General features: G+C 45.6%; 18 protein-coding genes and 4 tRNA genes. 9 read left to right on the top strand and 13 right to left on the bottom strand.

The genetic code is table 11. The annotated features are described in order from the left end of the window. Nucleotides 1–11: 11 nt before the first annotated feature. From FJD32_RS19750 to FJD32_RS19765, 4 genes are all read right to left on the bottom strand, one after another. A complete protein-coding gene (locus FJD32_RS19750) occupies nt 12–1,403 on the bottom strand; it encodes an N-acetylmuramoyl-L-alanine amidase (protein ID WP_069453623.1) in 1,392 nt (463 codons plus the stop codon). 9 nt (nt 1,404–1,412) lie between these two features. Beyond that, the gene (gene tsaE, locus FJD32_RS19755) at nt 1,413–1,877 is read right to left on the bottom strand and encodes a tRNA (adenosine(37)-N6)-threonylcarbamoyltransferase complex ATPase subunit type 1 TsaE (RefSeq protein WP_037414194.1); all 465 of its coding nucleotides are present in this window, start codon (nt 1,875–1,877) and stop codon (nt 1,413–1,415) included. Between the two features lie 80 nt (nt 1,878–1,957). After that, nucleotides 1,958–3,457, bottom strand: a complete 1,500-nt coding sequence (locus tag FJD32_RS19760) for an NAD(P)H-hydrate dehydratase (protein WP_088586177.1) — start codon at nt 3,455–3,457, stop codon at nt 1,958–1,960. A 260-nt stretch (nt 3,458–3,717) separates the two neighbouring features. Continuing rightward, nucleotides 3,718–4,173: a hypothetical protein gene (locus tag FJD32_RS19765; protein ID WP_037426974.1), complete on the bottom strand. Its 456-nt coding sequence runs from the start codon at nt 4,171–4,173 to the stop codon at nt 3,718–3,720. A 284-nt stretch (nt 4,174–4,457) separates the two neighbouring features. Between FJD32_RS19765 and FJD32_RS19770 the strand changes: the two genes are divergently transcribed. Further along, nucleotides 4,458–5,357, top strand: coding sequence for an IS982 family transposase (locus tag FJD32_RS19770; protein ID WP_088585327.1), 900 nt, complete (start codon nt 4,458–4,460; stop codon nt 5,355–5,357). 393 nt (nt 5,358–5,750) lie between these two features. Here the strand turns inward: FJD32_RS19770 and FJD32_RS19775 are convergent. The 5 genes from FJD32_RS19775 to orn all read right to left on the bottom strand — a co-directional run bounded on the left by FJD32_RS19775 (nt 5,751) and on the right by orn (nt 6,987). Continuing rightward, a tRNA-Gly gene (locus FJD32_RS19775) sits at nt 5,751–5,826 on the bottom strand. 32 nt (nt 5,827–5,858) lie between these two features. Next, nucleotides 5,859–5,934 (bottom strand) — tRNA-Gly (locus tag FJD32_RS19780). 122 nt (nt 5,935–6,056) lie between these two features. Beyond that, nucleotides 6,057–6,132, bottom strand: a tRNA-Gly gene (locus FJD32_RS19785). Nucleotides 6,133–6,176: 44 nt separating this feature from the next. Further along, nucleotides 6,177–6,252 (bottom strand) — tRNA-Gly (locus tag FJD32_RS19790). A gap of 189 nt (nt 6,253–6,441) precedes the next feature. Then, complete coding sequence (orn, locus tag FJD32_RS19795; protein WP_037426972.1) at nt 6,442–6,987, bottom strand: oligoribonuclease; 546 nt, start codon at nt 6,985–6,987, stop codon at nt 6,442–6,444. A gap of 112 nt (nt 6,988–7,099) precedes the next feature. Between orn and rsgA the strand changes: the two genes are divergently transcribed. The 5 genes from rsgA to FJD32_RS19820 all read left to right on the top strand — a co-directional run bounded on the left by rsgA (nt 7,100) and on the right by FJD32_RS19820 (nt 14,038). Continuing rightward, nucleotides 7,100–8,164 (top strand): small ribosomal subunit biogenesis GTPase RsgA, encoded by a 1,065-nt coding sequence (gene rsgA, locus FJD32_RS19800; protein WP_037426969.1) that lies wholly within the window; start codon nt 7,100–7,102, stop codon nt 8,162–8,164. Nucleotides 8,165–8,252: 88 nt separating this feature from the next. Next, nucleotides 8,253–9,131, top strand: coding sequence for an archaetidylserine decarboxylase (gene asd, locus FJD32_RS19805; RefSeq protein WP_055646843.1), 879 nt, complete (start codon nt 8,253–8,255; stop codon nt 9,129–9,131). 14 nt (nt 9,132–9,145) lie between these two features. Further along, nucleotides 9,146–10,030 carry a DMT family transporter gene (locus tag FJD32_RS19810; protein ID WP_088586178.1) on the top strand — a complete coding sequence of 295 codons (885 nt, stop codon included), beginning with the start codon at nt 9,146–9,148 and terminating at the stop codon, nt 10,028–10,030. A gap of 68 nt (nt 10,031–10,098) precedes the next feature. Further along, nucleotides 10,099–13,302: a mechanosensitive ion channel domain-containing protein gene (locus tag FJD32_RS19815; RefSeq protein WP_088586993.1), complete on the top strand. Its 3,204-nt coding sequence runs from the start codon at nt 10,099–10,101 to the stop codon at nt 13,300–13,302. Between the two features lie 13 nt (nt 13,303–13,315). Continuing rightward, nucleotides 13,316–14,038: a glycerophosphodiester phosphodiesterase gene (locus FJD32_RS19820; protein WP_037426961.1), complete on the top strand. Its 723-nt coding sequence runs from the start codon at nt 13,316–13,318 to the stop codon at nt 14,036–14,038. A 23-nt stretch (nt 14,039–14,061) separates the two neighbouring features. Here the strand turns inward: FJD32_RS19820 and FJD32_RS19825 are convergent, their stop codons facing one another. Further along, nucleotides 14,062–14,397: a DUF3392 domain-containing protein gene (locus FJD32_RS19825; RefSeq protein ID WP_037414115.1), complete on the bottom strand. Its 336-nt coding sequence runs from the start codon at nt 14,395–14,397 to the stop codon at nt 14,062–14,064. Between the two features lie 88 nt (nt 14,398–14,485). On the opposite strand from FJD32_RS19825, the gene FJD32_RS19830 reads away from it, so the two are divergent. Then, on the top strand, nt 14,486–15,418 hold the full coding sequence (locus tag FJD32_RS19830) for a D-2-hydroxyacid dehydrogenase (protein ID WP_088586179.1): 933 nt from the start codon (nt 14,486–14,488) through the stop codon (nt 15,416–15,418). Nucleotides 15,419–15,502: 84 nt separating this feature from the next. On the opposite strand, the gene FJD32_RS19835 is transcribed toward FJD32_RS19830, so the two are convergent. Continuing rightward, entirely contained in the window at nt 15,503–17,077 is a 1,575-nt protein-coding gene (locus FJD32_RS19835; protein WP_037426956.1) for a PAS domain-containing methyl-accepting chemotaxis protein, read from the bottom strand. A gap of 243 nt (nt 17,078–17,320) precedes the next feature. Here FJD32_RS19835 and FJD32_RS19840 point away from each other — a divergent pair, with 243 nt between their 5' ends. Continuing rightward, on the top strand, nt 17,321–17,512 hold the full coding sequence (locus FJD32_RS19840) for a bacterioferritin-associated ferredoxin (protein WP_037414050.1): 192 nt from the start codon (nt 17,321–17,323) through the stop codon (nt 17,510–17,512). Between the two features lie 194 nt (nt 17,513–17,706). On the opposite strand, the gene FJD32_RS19845 is transcribed toward FJD32_RS19840, so the two are convergent. Beyond that, complete coding sequence (locus tag FJD32_RS19845) at nt 17,707–18,363, bottom strand: thiopurine S-methyltransferase (protein ID WP_055646846.1); 657 nt, start codon at nt 18,361–18,363, stop codon at nt 17,707–17,709. Nucleotides 18,364–18,470: 107 nt separating this feature from the next. Further along, nucleotides 18,471–18,809, bottom strand: coding sequence for a hypothetical protein (locus FJD32_RS19850; RefSeq protein ID WP_037414054.1), 339 nt, complete (start codon nt 18,807–18,809; stop codon nt 18,471–18,473). A 241-nt stretch (nt 18,810–19,050) separates the two neighbouring features. Here FJD32_RS19850 and FJD32_RS19855 point away from each other — a divergent pair, with 241 nt between their 5' ends. Next, nucleotides 19,051–20,859, top strand: a complete 1,809-nt coding sequence (locus FJD32_RS19855) for a protein kinase (RefSeq protein WP_037426953.1) — start codon at nt 19,051–19,053, stop codon at nt 20,857–20,859. Nucleotides 20,860–20,868 lie beyond the last annotated feature (9 nt).

The raw sequence follows: 20,868 nt of genomic DNA on the forward strand, positions 1-20,868 counted from the left end.
CTTCATCCTATTTAGCTCTCAGGAATCACGAGTGTCTGCCCAAGCTGTACCACATCAGTCTTCATGCCATTAGCACGTATAATGCTAGCCATCGGGACTTTATAGCGCTGGGCAATAGCAGAAAGCGACTCCCCCCGACTCACCTTATGCTTAATATTTCCCGCAGATTGAGTACTTGATGGCGCCGTTGAACTTCCATGATTGCGCTTGGCCAATAAGGTATCAGCCGGTGGGTTGTTTTGGAAATAACGATTAACGCCCTTGTAAATCGCAGTGGCAATACTCTCTTGATGACGGTTGCTGCTCAGCAAACGCTCTTCTTTCGGATTCGAGATAAAGCCCGTTTCCACCAAGATTGACGGAATATCAGGAGACTTTAACACTGCAAAACTGGCTGATTCAGGACGATTCTTATGCAGCTCCGTCACTGCACCTAAATCTTTTAAAATATCCCCAGCAACCGAGTGACCAATGGCCATAGAGCTGTTCATAGACATGTCGAGTAAGGTCATAGCAAGATACTGTTCATTATCAGTATTTTGAATAATTTCCCCTGCGCCTCCCAGCAACTCTGAGTGTTTCTCTTTTTGTTCTAACCAACGACCAATTTCACTGTTTGCACGGCGCATCGACAATACCCACACAGATGCACCTCGTGGATTGGGTGATGTAAAAGCATCCGCATGAATAGAGATCAGCAAATCTGCCTTACTGTTACGAGCAAGTTCAGAGCGTTTATTCAAATTCACAAAGTAATCACCAGTGCGGATCATCACTGCACGCATTCCAGGTGTGTCGTTAATTTTGCTCGATAACCGTTTTGCAATTTCGAACACGACTTTTTTCTCATAGAGACCGGATGGTCCAATCGAGCCGGGATCATCACCACCATGCCCAGCATCAATCGCGATAACAATATCGCGGGAAGATGGCACACTTTGATTAACGGATTTTTTAACTGAAGTTGAACTCGTGACTGACGGCGAAGCCGTCACAGTTTTATCCTCTAGGTCAACCACAAGCCGATTACCATAAGGGGCCGTCACGGGTAACGAAAATAAGTTCGCATTTAAGGGTTTAACCAAATCAATAACCAGACGTAAATCGCCTTTCGTCGGAGATTTGCTGACTCGTATGCCTTTGACTAACTTACTGTTGTTATCGATATTTTTCAGGCTCAGTTTAGTTGATGCCTTTTTTAGATCGACCACTAAACGATGAGGACCATCGAGGGAAAAATAACTGTAATTGGGCACCTCACTCAAATCGAACACAATTCGTGTCGACTCGGGTGCGGCCCAAATACGCACACCTTCGAGCTGGTTGGCCGCGTGGGCTGCAACAGCAAAAAACGCGCATAAAAAAAGAATAATTCTTTGAAAGTAATACTTATTTTTAGTCATCTTTGTTTTTTATTTTATCGCGGCTAATAGCGTTTTACCTGATTCGGTTAAGGCTCGAATATGGATTTCACGTCCTTGGTTAAAATATTTTAAATGTAGGTGGATATCAGCATCGGGTAACAACCCTTCACCTTTGTCAGGCCATTCTACGATACAGAGGCTGCTCTGGGTAAAGTAATCACGGATCCCCATAAACTCTAACTCTTCGGGATCGTTTAAACGATACAAATCAAAATGATAAACTTCGACACCGTCGAGCTCATAAGGTTCAACTAAAGTGTAAGTTGGGCTTTTGACTGCACCTTTATGTCCTAATCCTTGAATCAAACCGCGGCTCAGAGTGGTTTTACCCGCCCCCAAATCCCCCGTTAAATACAGAGTCAAAGGCGCTTGAATATGGCGAGCCAATTTTTGCCCAACCGCAATAGTCTCGTCTTCATTATGTAATTGAAAGGTTAACTCTGTCTCTGTCATGTCCGCTTATATCACTGCCGTTATCGATTAAGGAGGCAATTTAAGCGCGGCAGTCCACCCGCGCTTAAATTTTACAGCGCCTAGAGTAAATCACTATTTACTAATTGGCGAATAAAAGGCATCAAATCGCTGGCTAACATGCCCCGTTCACCTTGAACCGCAGCAAGGTCCGCCGCACAACCATGAACGACAACGCCAACGACTGTCGCCTGCATGTTATCCATACCTTGAGCCATAAGGGCGCCTATAATACCAGATAACACATCACCGCACCCACCACTCGCAAGACCAGGATTACCAACTGGCGCCACGACCATCTGTTTTCCATCAAAAATAATGGTTCCAGCCCCTTTAAGCAGGACTACTCCACCGTATTTTTGCTGCAAAGCACGCACGGCTGCGAATCGATCATGCTCAATATCAGCGACACTGCATCCCAACAGTCGTGCGGCCTCTCCCGGATGGGGCGTGAGTACCCAGTTAGTTTGCCTGCGCGGTTCTTGACTGAGCAGATTCAGGGCGTCGGCATCGAGTACACAGGGTTTATCGCTTAACCCCGCGGCTTTAAACAAGTTATAACCCCAATCGTGTTTACCTAACCCCGGGCCAAGCACAACCACCTGTGCCCAACCAAGGCGCAGATACACCTCCATATCGACTAGCTCACAACCCCAAAACATTAACTCAGGTCGAGATACATTTACCGTAAGTTGGTGCTCAGGCCGACTGATCACTGTGACTAATCCAGCCCCCGCACGCAAACAAGCTTCACTGGCAAGCCGAATCGCCCCAGCCATGCCAAAGTCACCACCAATCAGGGTCACTTTACCCGATTGACCTTTGTGGCTATCCCTTGCTCTGGCGGCAAAATAGCTTTTTAGGATTTCACCACCCACTCGAGTCGCGCTTTCACCATTAAAAAAGGGAGTTAATCCCAGATCGGCAAAAGCAAGATGACCGCAGTGATGTCTTGCCTTACTGGTGAGTAGGCCTTGTTTTAAACCGCCAAAGCATAAAGTCGCATCCGCCATCACTGCGACTTGAGCGACAACACCGGTATCGGCCAAGATCCCCGAGGGGAGATCCAAACTAAGCACCCAAGCATTACTCTGATTAATGGCATGGATAAGCGCAGCAACCTGTTCTCGCACCGCGCCCTGAACGCCAGTCCCCAGCAATCCGTCGATAAGGATTGACGCCTGTAAGATCGCATCAATATTAGGAGAATCGACTATCCCACCTTGATTAAGGTAAGCAGAAAGCGCTTGTTCAAATTCTGGCGTACCCTTGGTCTTTAGTAAAAAAACGTGAACCTTATGTCCTGCCTCTAGAGCTAGACGAGCACAAACGAGGGCATCGGCACCGTTATTACCATTACCTGCGAGTACCAATAATGGCATAGCCCCAAGCTTAGGCTGGCATGCTATCTGCTCTGTTAAATAGTTAAACGCTGCGCATCCAGCACGTTCAACTAATTGATACAACGTAGCTTCCCCTTCTGAAACTGCGAGCAGTTCCGCCGCTCGCACCTGCTCTTGCGTATAAAGCGCTGTGGGTAAACTCGATAAATCTTGTGCCATAGAGGATCTCCTGCGCGACAAAATAACAAAAGGGTGACTCATCTAATCGACCATCGCTATGGATGAACACTAAACAGTTAATGGTCAAATCAACTAATGAGATCAAGAAAGTAGCAAAAAGCTTCGAGAAAAGTTATGACGTAAATCAGATGCCATGCAAAAAGCAGTGAATATGGACAACACTTATCATCCAAAAACAACAAAGCCAGCATTTAGCTGGCTTTCGGTGTTTACACGAACACAGATGAGGTATCGATAGGTTAAATATCGTCCATCCGGATAGTGCTGTGAACTAATCGTTGCTGTTGAGTTTTCTCAACTCGAATTAAGCCTTCTAATGCCGCACGCGCATCTTCAGCAGTGGTTGAGTTGACGGTTTTTTCCAATAAGCCAATCAGACGATTTTCCAAGTCGAGATGTAAATTCAACACATCATCTTCGTTCATATTGGCGGGTAACATGGTATCTTGGCAACGCTTAGTAAAATCTTCAAACACAAAGTCTTTATACCAAGTATCGAGAACCCTCGCTGGCGCCTCATCCATATAATCACGCAATTTTTCAGCGACATGCTTTTGATGAGATTCAAAATACTCCAGCATCATCTTTACTCGAGCGGAGTCAGCATGATTGTTCAGTCGGCCATAGAGTTGCGCCATATCTAAGCGGCAGTTCGCCACATACTCAAGTAAATCACGTAATTGTTGAATACGCATATAATGCACTCCAGTGTTAAGCCAACTACTTGGCGCTATTAACTTTGTCTGGATTCATTATGTAAGTAAAAGCGTTACGAATATTTGAACAAGGTCATAATTTAACTTTCGCAACGCCATCTAATTTAGGAAATCTTGAAGAAACAAGGTGCAGATCACGCATTAACCTTGCTGTTTTATTTTTTAACCTGAGCTTCGGATAAGAATTTAGCTCCCAAAAGGAACTAAATGCTCGTTCCCTGATCCGATCATTCGACCAAGAGTGATTAGAAAAAGGAACGAGCATGAACAAACTAGTTGAAACTTACTGTGATGTCGATGATTTCTGTCAGTTATTTATCCCACATTGGCAACGCTTATTGCTTGATAATGGTGAAATGAAGCGTAATAGACCTTGTCGCCTTTCTCCCGCAGAAGTGATGACCATTATCATTCATTTCCATCAATCACATTACCGAGATTTCAAAAATTATTATCTGCACTATGTTTGTCGCCAGCTAAAACCCTATTTTCCAGAGTTGTTGAGCTACACTCGTTTCCTTGCATTAATGCCTAGCGTCGTTGTCCCTATGTGTAGCTATCTGACTTCAAAGCTTGGAAAGCCAACGGGAATTCAGTTTGTCGACTCCACTAAAATTGAAGTCTGTCATATTATTCGAGCGAAGCGAAATAAGGTTTTTGAAGGCATTGCCGAACATGGAAAGGGAACTATGGGCTGGTCGTTTGGATTTAAACTGCATCTTATTATCAATCACTTGGGTGAAATTGTAGCGTTAAAACTGACGAAAGGTAATGTCGATGACAGGCAACCTGTCAGTGAAATGGCTGAGTCTCTTTTTGGTAAGCTTTATGGTGATAAAGGCTATATTAGCCAAGCCCTAACAGGTGAGCTTTTGGAAAAGGGCGTTGAGTTAATCACCACAGTTCGTAAGAACATGAAGAAAAAGTTTATTTCTCTATGGGATAGAGCAATCTTAAAAAAGCGATTCATCATTGAAACAGTGAATGACCAATTGAAGAACATTTCCTATATTGAACACTCAAGACACCGCAGCGAGCATGGGTTCATGCTCAATCTACTTGGTGGATTGATTGCATATTGTTTAAAAGAAGAAAAGCCATCGTTAAATCTAACAGCTCAGGAGCTTGAACTGTTAGATAGCTCTAATTTAGTGCTGGCTTAACCAGATCTGAGGTTTTTTACAAAATAGAAAACATCATCGACAACAGCCGCAGGGCAGGTAAATCCTGCAACACTTAACCACATTAGTATTAAAAATAACCACGAAAACAAAGGTTAATAAATTGCAGCGATGAACGTGCTCAAAAATGCTTGGAATAATCAACAACGGAACAGACATGTTAAGTGTACAGAAAAGTAAAATAGCGCTATGTCAGTTGCGATAACTTAGTTTGAAATGATGAAGATTTTATGGGGAGACTAACGAGAAAAATTGGAACGACATATCAGGTTCGAACCGATGACCTATACCTTGAAAAAGAAAGGTATCGCAATATCAAAAGCACAACTGAGCTAATGCTAATTGAGTACTTGATTATGGGGAGATTTAGAAAATTGGAGCGACATATCGGGTTCGAACCGATGACCTATACCTTGGCAAGGTATCGCTCTACCAACTGAGCTAATGTCGCATTTACATTTTAAGACTGTAACCGTCTGAAATTGGAGCGACATATCGGGTTCGAACCGATGACCTATACCTTGGCAAGGTATCGCTCTACCAACTGAGCTAATGTCGCATAATTAGTGCTTCACATTCGCCTTCAACATCGACAAAGGTATCGTCTATCAACCTTTATCAACTGAGCTAATGTCGCATAATTTTGTATTTAATGACTTGGTGAATCACTAAATTTGTATTTGGAGCGACATATCGGGTTCGAACCGATGACCTATACCTTGGCAAGGTATCGCTCTACCAACTGAGCTAATGTCGCATATCCTGCATTTAATGACTTGGTAAATCACTAAATTTGTAATTTGGAGCGACATATCGGGTTCGAACCGATGACCTATACCTTGGCAAGGTATCGCTCTACCAACTGAGCTAATGTCGCATTTTGTATCGCTGCCACATTTGCCTTCAACATTCACAAAGGTATCGTCTCCTAACCTTTATCAACTGAGCTAATGTCGCCTTTACTTATTTGACGAGACAATCATGCCCGCATCAAAAAGTTGAGGCCGCATTATATGAAAAATTTATGCGGCTGCAACCCCTTCTTGCAGATTTATCTGCTGATCGGTCAAATTTTAAATACTTTGCTGCGGTAATACTGTAATTCAGCGATCGACTCTTGGATATCTTGCAGCGCTTGATGAGTGTTTTGCTTTTTGAAACCTGCCATAGTTTCAGGGCTCCAACGCTTCACTAGCTCCTTAACCGTGCTTACGTCTAGATTGCGATAATGGAAGTAGTCCTCCAATTCACGCATATAACGATTTAAGAAGCGACGGTCCTGACCCACGCTGTTACCACACATAGGCGAGACACCCTTAGGCACGTATTGCTCTAAAAATGCGATGGTTTGTGCAACAGCCTGCGCTTCGTTCACTTGGCTGGCACGCACTCTATCGATGAGGCCCGATTCACCGTGATGTTTTTGGTTCCAATCATCCATGGCCGCCAGTACTTCATCCGATTGATGAATAGCAATCACTGGCCCCTGACCGATAATATTGAGTTCTTGGTCTGTTACTAAGGTAGCAATTTCAATGACCCTATCGACATCGGGTTCTAACCCAGTCATTTCGAGATCGATCCAAATGAGATTATTTGCGTCTGCCGCCATAATTGCGCCTTATCATGTCAGTTAGCCTAAATTCAGGCTTTTTTATTCAAGAGCGTGTATCATACTGCTTTTTTCAAACACAAAATATCACCTAATTGACGAAGACAAACCAGTGAGTAAAAAGAAACCCCTAAGCCAAGGCCAATTACGCCGTATGCGCGCCAATCACGAGAAACGCCTCAATCGTGACAATGGTGATAAAAATGCGCCTGAGTTACAGGATAGCTCACTCGGCCCAGAACAGAGCGGAACCGTGATCTCCCGCTTTGGTCAACATGCCGATATTGAAACCGAAGATGGCCTGATTGTGCGCTGCAACATTCGCCGCACCATTAGCAGTTTAGTGACTGGCGATAAAGTGATTGTACGCTTAGCTATTGAAAGCCAAGCAAATAGTGGTATAGCTGGCATTGTGGAAGCAGTGCATCCAAGACGCTCTTCCCTCTCGCGCCCCGATTTATACGATGGCGTGAAAATTATCGCCTCGAATATCGACCAAATTTTGATTGTGTCTTCCGTATTACCTAGCTTTACCACCCAGATTATTGACCGCTATTTAGTGGCAGCCGAAGACACGGATATTCCGCCGATCATCATTTTGAACAAAATTGATCTGTTAACGCCGGAAGAAGCACCCGCCATCGAAGCTGCCTTAAAGCGCTACGAAGCCATTGGATATCCAGTATATAAGGTCAGCAGTAAGTTAGGCGAAGGCTTAGATACCATTAAAGCCCTGCTGAAAGATAAAGTGAGCGTATTTGCTGGCCAGTCTGGTGTGGGTAAATCCTCTCTGGTCAACGCCTTACTGCCCGAAGCCGAGCTACTGGTAGGCGATGTCTCCGACAACTCTGGGCTTGGACAACACACCACGACCACAGCTAAGTTGCTACATTTACCGAGTGGTGGTGATTTAATCGACTCCCCCGGCGTGCGCGAATTTGCCCTCTGGCACTTACCCGCCCAACGTGTCGGTTGGTGCTTTATCGAATTTCGTGACTTTTTAGGTGGCTGTAAATTCCGCGATTGTAAACACGGCGATGACCCAGGCTGCGCCTTAAAAGCCGCAGTCGAAGCGGGTAAGATTAGTGAAGATCGCTTTAATAACTACCATCGTATTATCGCAAGCCTTGATGAGCAGCGTCACGCTCGGCAATTTCGCGCCCAAAGCGATGAATAACGAGTACAACAAAGCCATCACAACGAATAGAATTAACGCAAAACAAGTCTCAACCTAAGTTGAGCAACATAAAGGAAAGGAACACAAATTGGATAAAGTTAAAATTGCGCTGCAGTACATGCTGCCAAAGCACCTGTTATCTCGCTTAGTCGGTAAACTTGCCGCTTCCGAAGCTGGCGCATTAACGACTGCCGCGATTAAATGGTTTATCAAGCAATATAAAATCGATATGAGCGAAGCGGCTCAGAGCGAACCTGAGGCTTATAAAAGCTTCAACGACTTTTTTACCCGTGCACTTAAGCCTGGTATTCGCCCAATTAATACTGCGGCCAACATCATGGTGCACCCCGTTGATGGCGCCGTCAGCCAACTTGGTCCCATCAAGGATGGGCGTATTTTCCAAGCTAAAGGCCATCACTATTCTTCACTCACTTTGCTTGGCGACCAAGCCGAAGATGCCAAACGCTTCGAAGGTGGTGATTTTGCGACAATTTATCTGGCTCCTAAGGATTATCACCGCATCCATATGCCGATTAAAGGCACGCTGTCGAAGATGACCTATGTGCCAGGTGAGCTGTTTTCCGTTAACCCGCTGACGGCGCGCCATGTGCCGGGCCTATTTGCTCGCAACGAACGTGTAGTGGCAATTTTTGAAACCGAGCTTGGCCCACTGGCTATGGTATTAGTAGGTGCAACTATTGTGGCGAGCATCGAAACCGTTTGGGCAGGCACTATTACGCCGCCAACCGGTAAGCAAGTATTCACTTGGGAATATCCAACGGTAGGCCCTGACGCGATTACCTTAGAGAAAGGCGAAGAAATGGGTCGCTTCAAGCTTGGCAGTACCGTCGTCATGCTGTTTGCCAAAGATGCTATCGATACCTTCGCCGAAGGCGTTGAGCCAGAAGCCGTGACGCGTATGGGTCAAGCCTTTGCTAATCTGAAAAATCAGGCGTCAGCCGACTAACTACGGCGACCCAATTGAGCCAGACCAGTAAACCTTCGGGATTAATCGAATTACACTTAGCTGTGCTGATGTTTGGCGGCACAGCGTTGTTTTCAAAGTTAATCCCCTTAAGCGCACTCGATATTACCTTCCTAAGATGTGTAGTCGCGGCGTTAGTGTTGGCATTGCTCATCAAATTCCGCGGTAAATACTTAAGCCTTGCCAGCAAACAGGATTATCTGGTTGCTATCGGCTTAGGAGTGATAGTCAGCTTACACTGGGTCACCTACTTTGCCGCGATGCAACTCTCATCGGTCGCCATCGGCATGATCGCCTTCTTCACCTATCCAGTGATGACGGTGATTGCCGAGCCATTATTAACGGGCAATAAAATCAAGCTGATGGATATTATCAGCGGCATTTTCGTGCTGATAGGTGTTGTACTGCTGATCCCCGAAGCCAATCTTGGCAACGACACGACTCTAGGAATTGCAATCGGTATTCTGTCGGCAATGTTATTTACCGCCCGTAACCTACTGCAAAAACGCTATTTTTCCCAGTATAGTGGCCCCCACGCCATGTTTTATCAAACCTTAGTGGCGGCGGTGTTTCTTATGCCTTGGCATCAAACTGAGTTACAGACTATCTCCCTCGAGACCTGGGGTTTGATTGTGCTGCTCGGGGTCGTGTTTACTGCCGCGCCCCATGCGCTGTTCACCTCGGCATTGCGCCAATTAAGTGCTAAAACAGTAGGGCTAGTCTCCTGCCTTCAACCCTTTTATGGGGCCATGTTGGCTTTGCTGATTTTAGGTGAAGCACTGAATGTAAATACTTTGATAGGCGGAACCATCATAGTCGCCACCGCCATCTTTGAAACCCATCAATCCCACCAGTCACAACGGCGAAAAAAGAACATTTGAAACATACCAATCTTGGCCCAAGTTGGCTAAGATGAGTGCGTCTTTCGCCTCTAATTGCTTTTGCCTATATGCCACGTATTTTATTGTTCGTTATTGCTTTTTTGTCTTTTTCTCTCCATGCTAATTCGCCCTTGCAATTGGACAAGCGTCTTGGCCTAAACAACCAAAATCAGCAACAAAATATTAGCATTGACGATCAAATTGTTGAGCTTAAAAACAACATTGACAGACTGGCGGCCAATGCGAGCAGTTTTCAGCAGGCGCAGCTGGATTTTGAAAAAAATAAAAAGGTCATCGATCAGGGCTTAAAAGAGGCCACTAAGCCATTAAAGCTGGATAAAGGAACAGATCTTAACCAGCAAGCCTCGATGGCTTATTTGCGCCTATCTGAGTTAAAAGAGAGCGAGGCGGCTCTCGGCAATCAAGTCAACGAACTACTACAGCGCCATAATCTACTGCCTTCCGTCATTGCCAATGCAAGACAAAATGTGCTGCAAAATAAAAAAACGGAATTGGCGCCTATCGATACGCCAGCGGGTGAATTACAACAAATACAGCGGATTTTCTTCGAACAGAGCCTTGCCACCCATGAGGCCGAGCTTGCCAGTAGCCAAAAGCGTATCGAACTTACCCAGCTACAGTTACAGTTAGTTCGCCAGCAATTGAGCCAGCAAGAAGCCTTTATCGAAACTATCAATAAGGCGATCAACAAGCAGCGCCAACAACAAACCGATGCCACGCTGGCCAAGAATTTAGTTGATACCACTAAAGTCATCGATCCGATTACACGCAATATCGCCGATACCAATCAGATCTACGGCCAAAAACTGCAAACCTTAACCTTGCAAATCAATAACGTGGTAGAGCAGCAAGAACAGGCTGAGCTCCAATATCAATCTCAAGCCAAGCAACTTGCTAATATCCAAGAGCAAATTACTTGGGTCAAAATGAACTCCGCCTTTGGCGAACGCTTTTTGCAGATGTTGCAATCGCTGCCTAAGCCGCCAAACCATGAAAAACTACAAACTCTTATCGCCGATGCGCGTCTCGACAGATATCACCTAGAGCAACAGCAGGCGCTCAACGAACAAGAACTCGAACAAGCCAATCTCTATAATGAGGGGCAGATTAAGCTGCTGCGCTCACAACAAGCATTGCTGACTCAGCTAATGCAGAGTTATGACCAGTATTTGAGTGAACTAGGCAAGCTTAAAGTGAATTATCAGCAGCTTAGCCAACAGCACCTGACGCTAAAAAACACCCTAAACGAACATCTATTTTGGGTACCTAATGCCGCGAGCATTAACAAGCTCTGGCTCACCGATATTCAACGTAGCGCCCTATGGCTAATCCAACAGGCACAATGGGGACAACTGAGCAAAGCTTGGCAGGAGCAAAACGACTATTGGTCATGGTGGATCATTCTGCTAGTGCTCTGTTTAGTGGTTCAAGATTTAATAAAACCTAAATTCAATCGATTACTCGGCAACTATGCAACCTATGTAGGTAATGTGACTCAGGATAAATTTATTTATACCTTCAAATCCTTAGTCCTTAGCCTAGGTTATGCCCTCATCAAACCGCTACCCATAGTGGCAGCAGGATGGATTTTCTATCAATCAGACCGTAACTTTGTGCAAGCGGTCGGCATGGGGATTTTAGCAATAGGATTGGTTTACCTATTGTATCGATTGATTTTTATTCTTGCTCTAGATAAAGGCGTATTGGTAGGCCACTTCAAACGCCCCTCAAAACTGATTCAGGCAGGCCAGCTCAGGCTCAAACACTTTGTATTTGTCGCCAGTCCCTTGCTTGGCATTATGGGCTTTACCGAAATACTCGATGCCTCGCTTATCCGCAACAGCATTGGCCGCGGCGCATTTATCTGTTTTTGTGTGGTGTTATTCTTGTTATACAAGGATATTTTGCTATTAAGCCGGCAAAATAGCGTTGCTCAAAAAGAGGGGAAGAACAAACGGCTGATCCAAAAATTGCTCTGGGCATTGTTGATCGCTGTTCCCCTGCTGAGCGCTGGGCTCGCCTTTAGGGGCTACTACTTCACCGCATTCCAAATGCTGTTGCAATTACAGCTATCGATCATATTGGGATTAAGCTTTTTACTGCTCTATCAATTAATTAAACGTTGGATGTTGATTGAGCGCCGCCGCATTGCCTTCGACCGCGCGAAAGCGAAACGGGCTGAGCGTTTAGCCCAACGGGAAAAGGGCGAAACACACCATAGCTCCAATGATGGCTTAGATACCTACGAAGAACCCGTAGTCGACCTCGAAACCATTTCGAGTCAGTCCCTTGGATTGGTGCGTTCCTTATTGCTACTGGCGTTTTTAGCCAGCTTGATTGGCCTGTGGACGCAAACCCATACGGCGCTGTTTTCCTTCTTGGATGGCATCACCCTCTGGACCACCAATACCAGCGTCAATGGTGTCGAGCAGCAGCTCCCCATCACCATGAAATCGCTGTTATTCGGCTTAATCATCGTTGGCTTCTCGCTGATGATTGCGACCAATTTACCCGGTTTGCTTGAGCTGATGATCCTACAGCGGCTCGATTTAACACCCGGTACTGGCTTTGCCATCACCACAGTAAGTCGTTACTTAGTGGTGTTTTTAGGCCTGTTGATTGGTTTTTCGAATCTCGGGATGGAATGGTCAAAACTGCAATGGTTGATTGCCGCCTTGTCACTGGGTCTAGGTTTTGGTTTGCAGGAGATTTTTGCCAACTTTATCTCGGGCCTGATTATTCTGTTCGAAAAGCCAGTGCGTATTGGCGATACGGTGACAATCCGCGATCTCACCGGGACTGTGAGTAAAATCCAGATCCGTGCCACCACCATTATCGATTGGGACAGAAAGGAAATTATCATTCCTAACAAGGCTTTTATTACCGAGCAATTGATTAACTGGTCGCTGTCGGATCCTATTACCCGTGTCATTGTTTATGTGTCGGTTGCCCGCGATTCGGATCCAGCAAAAGTGGAAGCCACGCTTTATCAAGCTGTTCAGGAATGCGAAGATGCGTTGCCGAATCCAGAGCCAGAAGTGTGGTTTGCTGGCTTTGGTAAACATACTCAAGACTATGAAGTACGAGCCTATGCAAAAGATATGTCGGCACGCTGGCCACTACGCCACGATCTGCACAAACGTATTACCCGTAAGCTTAAAGAAAACAACTTGGAACTCGCCTATCCGCAAATGGAAATCCATATTAAAAATGGCCAAACTCGCGATCAGGTCGGCATAATCCGCAGTTAATAGGAAAAATCACATGCTTATTTTTGCTCACCGTGGTGCCAGCGGTTATGTGGCGGAAAATACCTTAGCCGCCATGGCCAAAGCGATTGAATTAGGCACCAAAGCCATTGAGTTGGATGTGCACAATGTCGAAGGTGAGTTAGTCGTATTTCATGACCGCAGGCTCGACAATAAAAGCTCAGGCCAAGGCATTATCCATTTAGTAAGTAGGGACTACCTAGAGCAAGTCACAGTTAAAGGCGAACCCATTCCCACACTTTGGCAAGTGCTCGAACTGGTCGCAGGTCGCGCCACAGTAAACATTGAACTTAAAGGCGTAAATACAGTAACGCCACTCCTCGAACTTTATCCAAAAGCCATCACCGAGCTAGGGTTCAGTACCGAGCAATTACTGATTTCCTCCTTTAATCATCCTTATTTACAGCAAGTTAAACAGGCTCTGCCACAGGCATTAGTGGCGCCCTTGCTCGCCAGTATTCCCCTCGATGGCGCAGCGGTCGTAAGCGAGCTAAACGCATATTCTTTGCATTTAGATGTGAGTTTTATCAGCCAAGCTCTAGTGGATGACGCCCACCAAAGAGGTGCTAAGATTTATGTTTACACCGTCGATCACAGCGATGATATTCATGCACTTAAGCAACTTGGTGTCGATGGCATCTTCAGCAATTACCCCGATCGTGCGATGCAGGCGCTAGCACACCCGACCAATACAGACTATCGCGGTTATTTCGAATAACCGCATTTCACGGACTTAACGCCTTAAGCTTGGCTATTTCGCTGTGCCCAATAGCCGATAAAAATAAACATGGCGACGATCAGCAAAAACATCCAATGGGATGGCATGGCAACGATTTGCCTTGCCACCCAAGGCGTAGCTTTAACGATCAATAGGCCATAACCAAAGGCATTCACAATGATAAAAACCAAGGTTCGCAGGATAAAAGAGTGACCAACTAAATGCCGTCTGATGATGCGATTCATATCGGCTGAAAACACTAAAATCAAACACACCACCATGGCCGTGGCGATATCGAAGGACCAAGGACGCAACATATTTCCTAAATGGCCAATAATGGCGACTAACTGATCAAACATAAGACTCAACCTAAATAGCGCTGCAAAAATTAAAACAAGACAGCAGCATATTGAAAAATAAAGACAACCAAGCATAAAGGGAGACGACATGGGGCACAAGTTACTCTTACTCACTAAGGCGAATGAACAATATCGCCAGCTCATTGAGGCGCAGCAGTTGCCCGACCTTGAGTTGCTTGATGATAATCCTGCGAATATTGCACAGGCCGATATCTGGCTTGCCGAACCTAAGCTTGCCGCACCGCTAGTGCCCCATGCCAAAGAGCTAAAATGGTTGCAATCCAGTTTTGCGGGCATTGATGCCCTGATGGGGCCAAGGGCAAGAAAGGATTATCAACTCACCAACATCAAAGGGATTTTCGGCCCCTTAATGAGCGAATATCTATTCGGTTATCTGCTCGCCCACGTGCGAGGACACCATTTCTACCAAGCGCAACAGCGGCAAAAAATTTGGCAAGTACAAAGTGCTACGCGCACCAGTTTACAAGGGATGCGATTATTACTCTTAGGCACAGGTTCCATCGCCCAGCATGTTGCCAAGACGGCTAAACAGTTCGGCATGCATGTTACTGGGATAAACCGCAGCGGCCGTGAGGTCGAAGGCTTTGATGTAATTTTGCCGCTCTCACAGCTCGCACAATGCTTAAGCCACAGCGATGTGGTCACTAACTTACTGCCAAGTACACCAGAAACGCGCCAGCTTCTGAATGAGTCAATGATTGCTAAGCTCAAAGCCGATGCTATTTTGGTAAATGTTGGCCGCGGTGATGTACTCGATCTCGATGCCCTCAATGCCCAGCTGATTGCCCAACCTGCGCAGCAAGCCATTCTCGATGTGTTCATGCAGGAGCCACTCCCTGCAACGCATCCGATTTGGGAGAGGGCAAACGTCATTATCACGCCCCATATCTCAGCGCCGAGTCAACCTGAGCAAATCGTCGGTATTTTTAGCGATAACTATCGCCGCTATATAGCAGCAGAGCCTCTGCAAAATCAGGTCAATTTTACTCAGGGCTATTAATCGAGGCTCAATCCCTATGGCAGAAAAGAAAAGGCAATCAAAGATTGATTGCCTTTTGATACAAACGCTTGGATAGCGACGGGACTAAACTTTAAAACTGCGTTTTAAAAACTGCCCAACCAACACGGTATGGGAATCCATTTCGCTAATCACTTCATCATTGAGGTCAACCATTTCACAGCCGAGTTGGTGGCTGGAATGGGTAAACTGTGACACATTAACCACGCTTCGGTTCATCTCATTTGCCACACTCGATTGCTCTTCCACCGCACTAGCAATATGGTGATTCATATCGGTAATGGTCACTATGGCCTCACGTATGGTACGCAGCGCCGCACCCGCTAAATCCGCTGTGGTAATACATTCGGAGGCAGCTTCAACCCCTTCATGCATACTTTGCACAGCTTTATTTGTCCCCTGCTGCAACAGATTAATCATACTGTGGATTTCCTTTGTTGCATCATGGGTACGTTTCGCTAACGCCCGCACCTCATCGGCAACAACCGCAAAACCACGTCCTTGCTCCCCTGCCCGCGCAGCTTCAATGGCGGCATTTAATGCCAATAGGTTTGTTTGCTCTGCAATGCTTTGAATGACATCCAGCACCCTACCAATATCTTTACTATGCCCTTCTAATTCGCTGATAACTTTCGAGGTTTCGTGCAACTGTTGCGCCATGGCCTGAATAGATTGAATCGTACTCAGCACAGTTTTATCGCCGTTGATTGTTTGCTCTGATGCCATCTGTGAAGCGCTCGCCGCATCGGCACAGTTAGAAGACATATCACCAAGGGTCGCTGTCATTTGCTGCATTGCAGTTGCTACTTGCTCGATCTCAGAAAGCTGTGACTGGCTTGTATTTTGAATTTCTTCGCCTTTTGCCGCTGATACTTTGGCTTCTTGAGTCACCTTATCGCAGGAATCACGGGCACGACCTAGCACAGATTTTAACTCAGAGTTTTGCATTTGCAGTGCAAGCTCTATCGCGCCAACATCATCGGATTGTCCAGTGTAGATATATGCCATTAAAGGGTTATCGTAGATTTTCTTCGCCTTAGCGACCAAAGTCCGATACCGACCTAAAATCAAATTACCGCCAATAAACAGCACTAAGGCACTGATGGCTAGCGCCATAAATCCCACCACTCCCACTTGCAGCGCCAAATACAGCATGGGCAACAAAGCCGCAAACACTAAAAGCGCCAACTTAGTTGGCATATCCAAGATTCGTTTTAACGCGTTAACATGGCCGCTTTTATTTAACTCGGCGTAGGCCGCCTCTGCTCTGTTGATCTGTTCGCGGCTGGGTTTAGTCCGTACCGACTGAAACTCCGCCACCTGGCCATTAATAACAATGGGAGATACATAAGCATCAACCCAATAATGGTCACCATTGGCGCAGCGGTTTTTAACAATGCCTTTCCAAGGCTCACCTTTACGAATGGTTTTCCAGAGGTCTTCAAACGCTTGAGGGGGCATATCGGGGTGACGCACCATATTGTGGGGTTGCCCCAACATCTCATTGAGGGTATATCCCGCTACAGTGCAAAAGGATTGATTGGCGTAGGTTATATGACTCTGAGTGTCTGTGGTTGACAGTAAAATCCAATCCGCTGGATAGTCATATTCACGTTGTGTTACAGGCAAATTTTTTCTCATGATAACCCTTGGATCTATTATGAATTTATTATTCAGTCATCCATGAGCTATCCTTCCCTGATACCAATTCAATCATCCATTTTGATCTAAACACTCAGCCTTGATTCACGCTCTTTGAGATTAGCTCAAAAAATGTGCTAAAGGTAACAAAATAGAAAATTGAGAAAACAAGACCACCAACAATATTGCATTTGATAAGCGTTTTCATTTAGAATTAGCCCAACTTATGTTGGAGTTCCAAAAATGTACGTTTGTCTTTGTCACGCCATCACAGATACTCAGATCAAAAACGCAGTAAGCCAAGGCGATACAAGTCTTGCTGACGTTAAAAAGCGTTTAGGCGTTGCCGATCAATGCGGCAAATGCGCAAGAATGGCCGTACAAATCATCCAAAACCAACTCGAAATCGAACCTAATTACTACGAAGTCGCTTAACTTAGAATCTTCAACCCCTTTAAGCAAAACATCATTTTTGTGCTCACTGCTATTCCTAATCGCTAACATCCACATCGTTTTGAGATATTGCACAATATCAAGCTTAAAAACAGATATTGCCGCACATCCCCTTAATGGGACATCCCACTCAGTCAACAGCACAAATGCTTGTCGCTCAATGGGATGCACTCTGTTTATCGGCGTTTTAATAAATACGCAGCTTCATTCAACCAAGGGACTTCTTTCTTAACAAACCTCGGGTTGTCCGCAAGCACGTCCTGACAATCCAAGAGCTGGATTTCAAAATCGTCACTTAAATGTGTTTCTACCCAAGTTGGCGACACCGCAAAAGGTGGCCCACTTAAAGCGTCCTGCGGGTAGTCTAAGGTCACCAATAAACCAACACTGCCCGAAGGCAATAACTGCGCTAATTGCTTGGCATATTGCGCCCGCATACTCTCAGGCCAGGCAATCAAGGCCGCGCGATCATAAAAACCACTCACTTGCGCCGTAATAGACTGATGTAAGGTGAAGATATCGCCTTGATACAAACTTATCTGTTCGGTTTGGTAATGCTGATGTTCGCCTTCTGCACTTTGCTGCATTGGCAATTGGTTATCGCTAAAAAACTGTTGCACAGCGAGTTCATTCAACTCACAACCAATCACTTGATGCCCCTGCTCGGCTAAAAAACACATATCCAAAGACTTACCACACAGGGGAACAAAAACCTTGGCATCGGCGGGAAGCGCCAATTGATGCCAATACGTGACGAGGAAAGGATTAACGTCTTGTTGATGAAAACCAATCTGTTGTTGCTGCCACTTCTCGTGCCAAAAACCAGGTTCCATAGGTATATCTCAAAAGGCTAAAGTTATCCTTACTCTAATGGCATTTACGAGTGGATGCAAAATCTCAAATACGGCAAGTTAATCATAGCGATGGAAATAGTTAATGATTAAGACAATGCTTCTTGCACCCGGCGTAACCAAGCACAGTTATCACATTGGCATTGGCGACGGGAAAGATGGTGTGGGCTGAGTGAAGAATCAATAAAGTCGACGGCAATAAGCAATTGTTGCTTAAGCTCGGAGATGGATTTTTGTTCGACGGCCACCAGCTCATCATTCTGGTTCATCCAGATACACTCCATGCCTTGGTGGCATGTTAGACACTGCTCATCGCTATCATTAAAAAATACCGCATGTGGACAATGAGTCACTTCCATTGACTGTAAAATTCGCTTACGCGGAAACTCTAATAACTCGATCAATAAAGCCTTATCTGGGGCGGGCATATGCCCTCCTTAAATCCACTTTGTCCACGGGAAATTTAACAAAAATATATCCCAATCCAATGTGCTTAAGATTACCTAGACTCTATACGATTTAACTTGATATAAATCAAAGTCAGCGACGAAATGATGGGATAGGTGAGCCGCAAACAGTGCGCATTTTATCCTCTTAAAATAAATCTCCGCTCCTATTTGCTTAACATACCCGCTTGCTGTTTAAATAACCCAAACAAGGAGCCTCGCATTGCAAACACCCCAACTACAACATTTTTACATTTCCGAAGAGCAATCGATTTATTTGCTCAAGGCTAACGATGCCCGCAAGCACAAGGCATGGATCCGTTTATGTAAACAACAGTTAAGTAAGTTGGGTTATCGAGACATTGAGTTTATCGGTAAGGGGGCTTATGGCTTTGTGTTTGCGGGAATTAATCAGGCCGACGAAGCCCATGTATTTAAATTCTCAAGAATTAATCTGCCGCAGCATATTCAAGACCGCTTAGAGGAAGAAGCCTTTATGCTGTCCTTGCTCAAACACCCCAACATTCCGGGGACGATCAAATTTGAGCGGGTCGGCAAACAAGGGATTTTAGTGATGGAGCGGGCTAAAGGTGAAGATTTGGAGCAACTTTGCCGCCGCTTAGGCGCTCTGCCTCCCGCAATGGTAATGAGTATCGCCCGCCAACTCGCCGATATTCTCTACTATCTGCGCACTGGCAAACCCTTAGTACATGGCGATATTAAGCCTTCAAACCTTGTCTATGATATTGAAAGCCAACACTTATCCTTAATCGACTGGGGCTCCGCCGTGTTTGCGCAACGGGATGAACATAACAAGGCCGTCGAAGACAATGTGATGACACTGATGTCGAGCGATCAGCAACACACTAATGCCCGCATGGGAGATGTGTATTTTATTGGCGAAGAACAGCTAAACGGCGCACTCTCCAGCCCACGCTTTGACGAGCAAGGCGTCGCAGCAACGTTATATGCTTTAGCCTCAGGACAAGCCAGTCGGTTCGGTGCGCAGGTTATCCCGCCCACCAGCATTGGCTTACCGATGGAATTAGCACGCACCTTGGAAGGCATGCTCAGTAGTGATGCCGTGCAGCGCAATCTAGCGGGAGATTATTTTCTCAAAAGCATGCGCCACAGCCATAGATTGCACTTACCTGAATTGCCAAAAGCTGAGCTGATGGGGGACATCCCCGTCTGGGTCCAATCCCGTGAAAAAGATGTCGAAACCGTCAGTTACAGTTCGCGTAAATCATTCTTAAAAGAACATAATGCTTACGATCCCATCGCCAAGATGGACGATATTCAACTCGAAAAATACTATCGCAACTTCTTAGCTGGCATGGGCGACACCGAAAAAGGCTTTATCGCCGCCGTGGGTCGTCTAGGCCAATATCCGATCGTGGGCGGACTAGCGATTCATTGGCAAGAAACCGGCGTGTTTATTGATTCTAATCTTGCCATTTACGATGCCAAACAAAAAAGCGCGCTCATCATCGCCGTTAATAATATGGTGACCCTCGCACGGGGAATTAAACGGATCGGCGTCTTTAAGGCCTGCTTTTTTAACGCCAGGGATACGCTGCATATCGAGCGTGAAAACATTCACGAACCTTTTGTCGCCAGTGCCGATTTACAACTGCCCTTTGAAGTGGGCGATGTGCCAACCCTCGAGGATAAATCGCGGCTGCATTCTTACTTTGAAGATGGTAAGGATCCGGATGAAAACCTTGAACTACCGAACGAAATTATGGAGGAATTGGCACGCATCAACCAAATCCACCATACGGGTTGCATTATTTTTGAAGCCCTACCGAACCACTTAAAGATCCACAGCTACTTAAAGTTGCTCAACCCGCGTAAACAGGCGGCGTTTCGCGCCAGCCTCGACCGCATTTTGCATTATGTCGGTAAAATTCAAGGTCATGGCGTTTCCGGCTTTATGAAACTGCCCTATAAAAATACCCGTCGCTTTACCCATATTGAACGTAAGCCCGAGTATTTTTATCCTAAAAATCCAAAAGAAATAGGCGCTTAACGATTCTAT

This window comes from Shewanella sp. LC6 (genome assembly GCF_006385735.2).
Taxonomy (GTDB): Bacteria; Pseudomonadota; Gammaproteobacteria; order Enterobacterales; family Shewanellaceae; genus Shewanella; species Shewanella xiamenensis.

Bases quoted from the DNA above. Each gene is read 5' to 3' on its own strand.
- FJD32_RS19835 (WP_037426956.1), bottom strand. From the start codon at position 17,077: ATGAGAAAAAATTTGCCTGTAACACAACGTGAATATGACTATCCAGCG.
- orn (WP_037426972.1), bottom strand. From the start codon at position 6,987: ATGGCGGCAGACGCAAATAATCTCATTTGGATCGATCTCGAAATGACT.
- FJD32_RS19765 (WP_037426974.1), bottom strand. From the start codon at position 4,173: ATGCGTATTCAACAATTACGTGATTTACTTGAGTATGTGGCGAACTGC.
- FJD32_RS19760 (WP_088586177.1), bottom strand. From the start codon at position 3,457: ATGGCACAAGATTTATCGAGTTTACCCACAGCGCTTTATACGCAAGAG.
- FJD32_RS19770 (WP_088585327.1), top strand. From the start codon at position 4,458: ATGAACAAACTAGTTGAAACTTACTGTGATGTCGATGATTTCTGTCAG.
- tsaE (WP_037414194.1), bottom strand. From the start codon at position 1,877: ATGACAGAGACAGAGTTAACCTTTCAATTACATAATGAAGACGAGACT.
- FJD32_RS19845 (WP_055646846.1), bottom strand. From the start codon at position 18,363: ATGGAACCTGGTTTTTGGCACGAGAAGTGGCAGCAACAACAGATTGGT.
- FJD32_RS19815 (WP_088586993.1), top strand. From the start codon at position 10,099: ATGCCACGTATTTTATTGTTCGTTATTGCTTTTTTGTCTTTTTCTCTC.
- FJD32_RS19850 (WP_037414054.1), bottom strand. From the start codon at position 18,809: ATGCCCGCCCCAGATAAGGCTTTATTGATCGAGTTATTAGAGTTTCCG.
- FJD32_RS19750 (WP_069453623.1), bottom strand. From the start codon at position 1,403: ATGACTAAAAATAAGTATTACTTTCAAAGAATTATTCTTTTTTTATGC.
- FJD32_RS19825 (WP_037414115.1), bottom strand. From the start codon at position 14,397: ATGTTTGATCAGTTAGTCGCCATTATTGGCCATTTAGGAAATATGTTG.
- FJD32_RS19830 (WP_088586179.1), top strand. From the start codon at position 14,486: ATGGGGCACAAGTTACTCTTACTCACTAAGGCGAATGAACAATATCGC.
- FJD32_RS19840 (WP_037414050.1), top strand. From the start codon at position 17,321: ATGTACGTTTGTCTTTGTCACGCCATCACAGATACTCAGATCAAAAAC.
- FJD32_RS19820 (WP_037426961.1), top strand. From the start codon at position 13,316: ATGCTTATTTTTGCTCACCGTGGTGCCAGCGGTTATGTGGCGGAAAAT.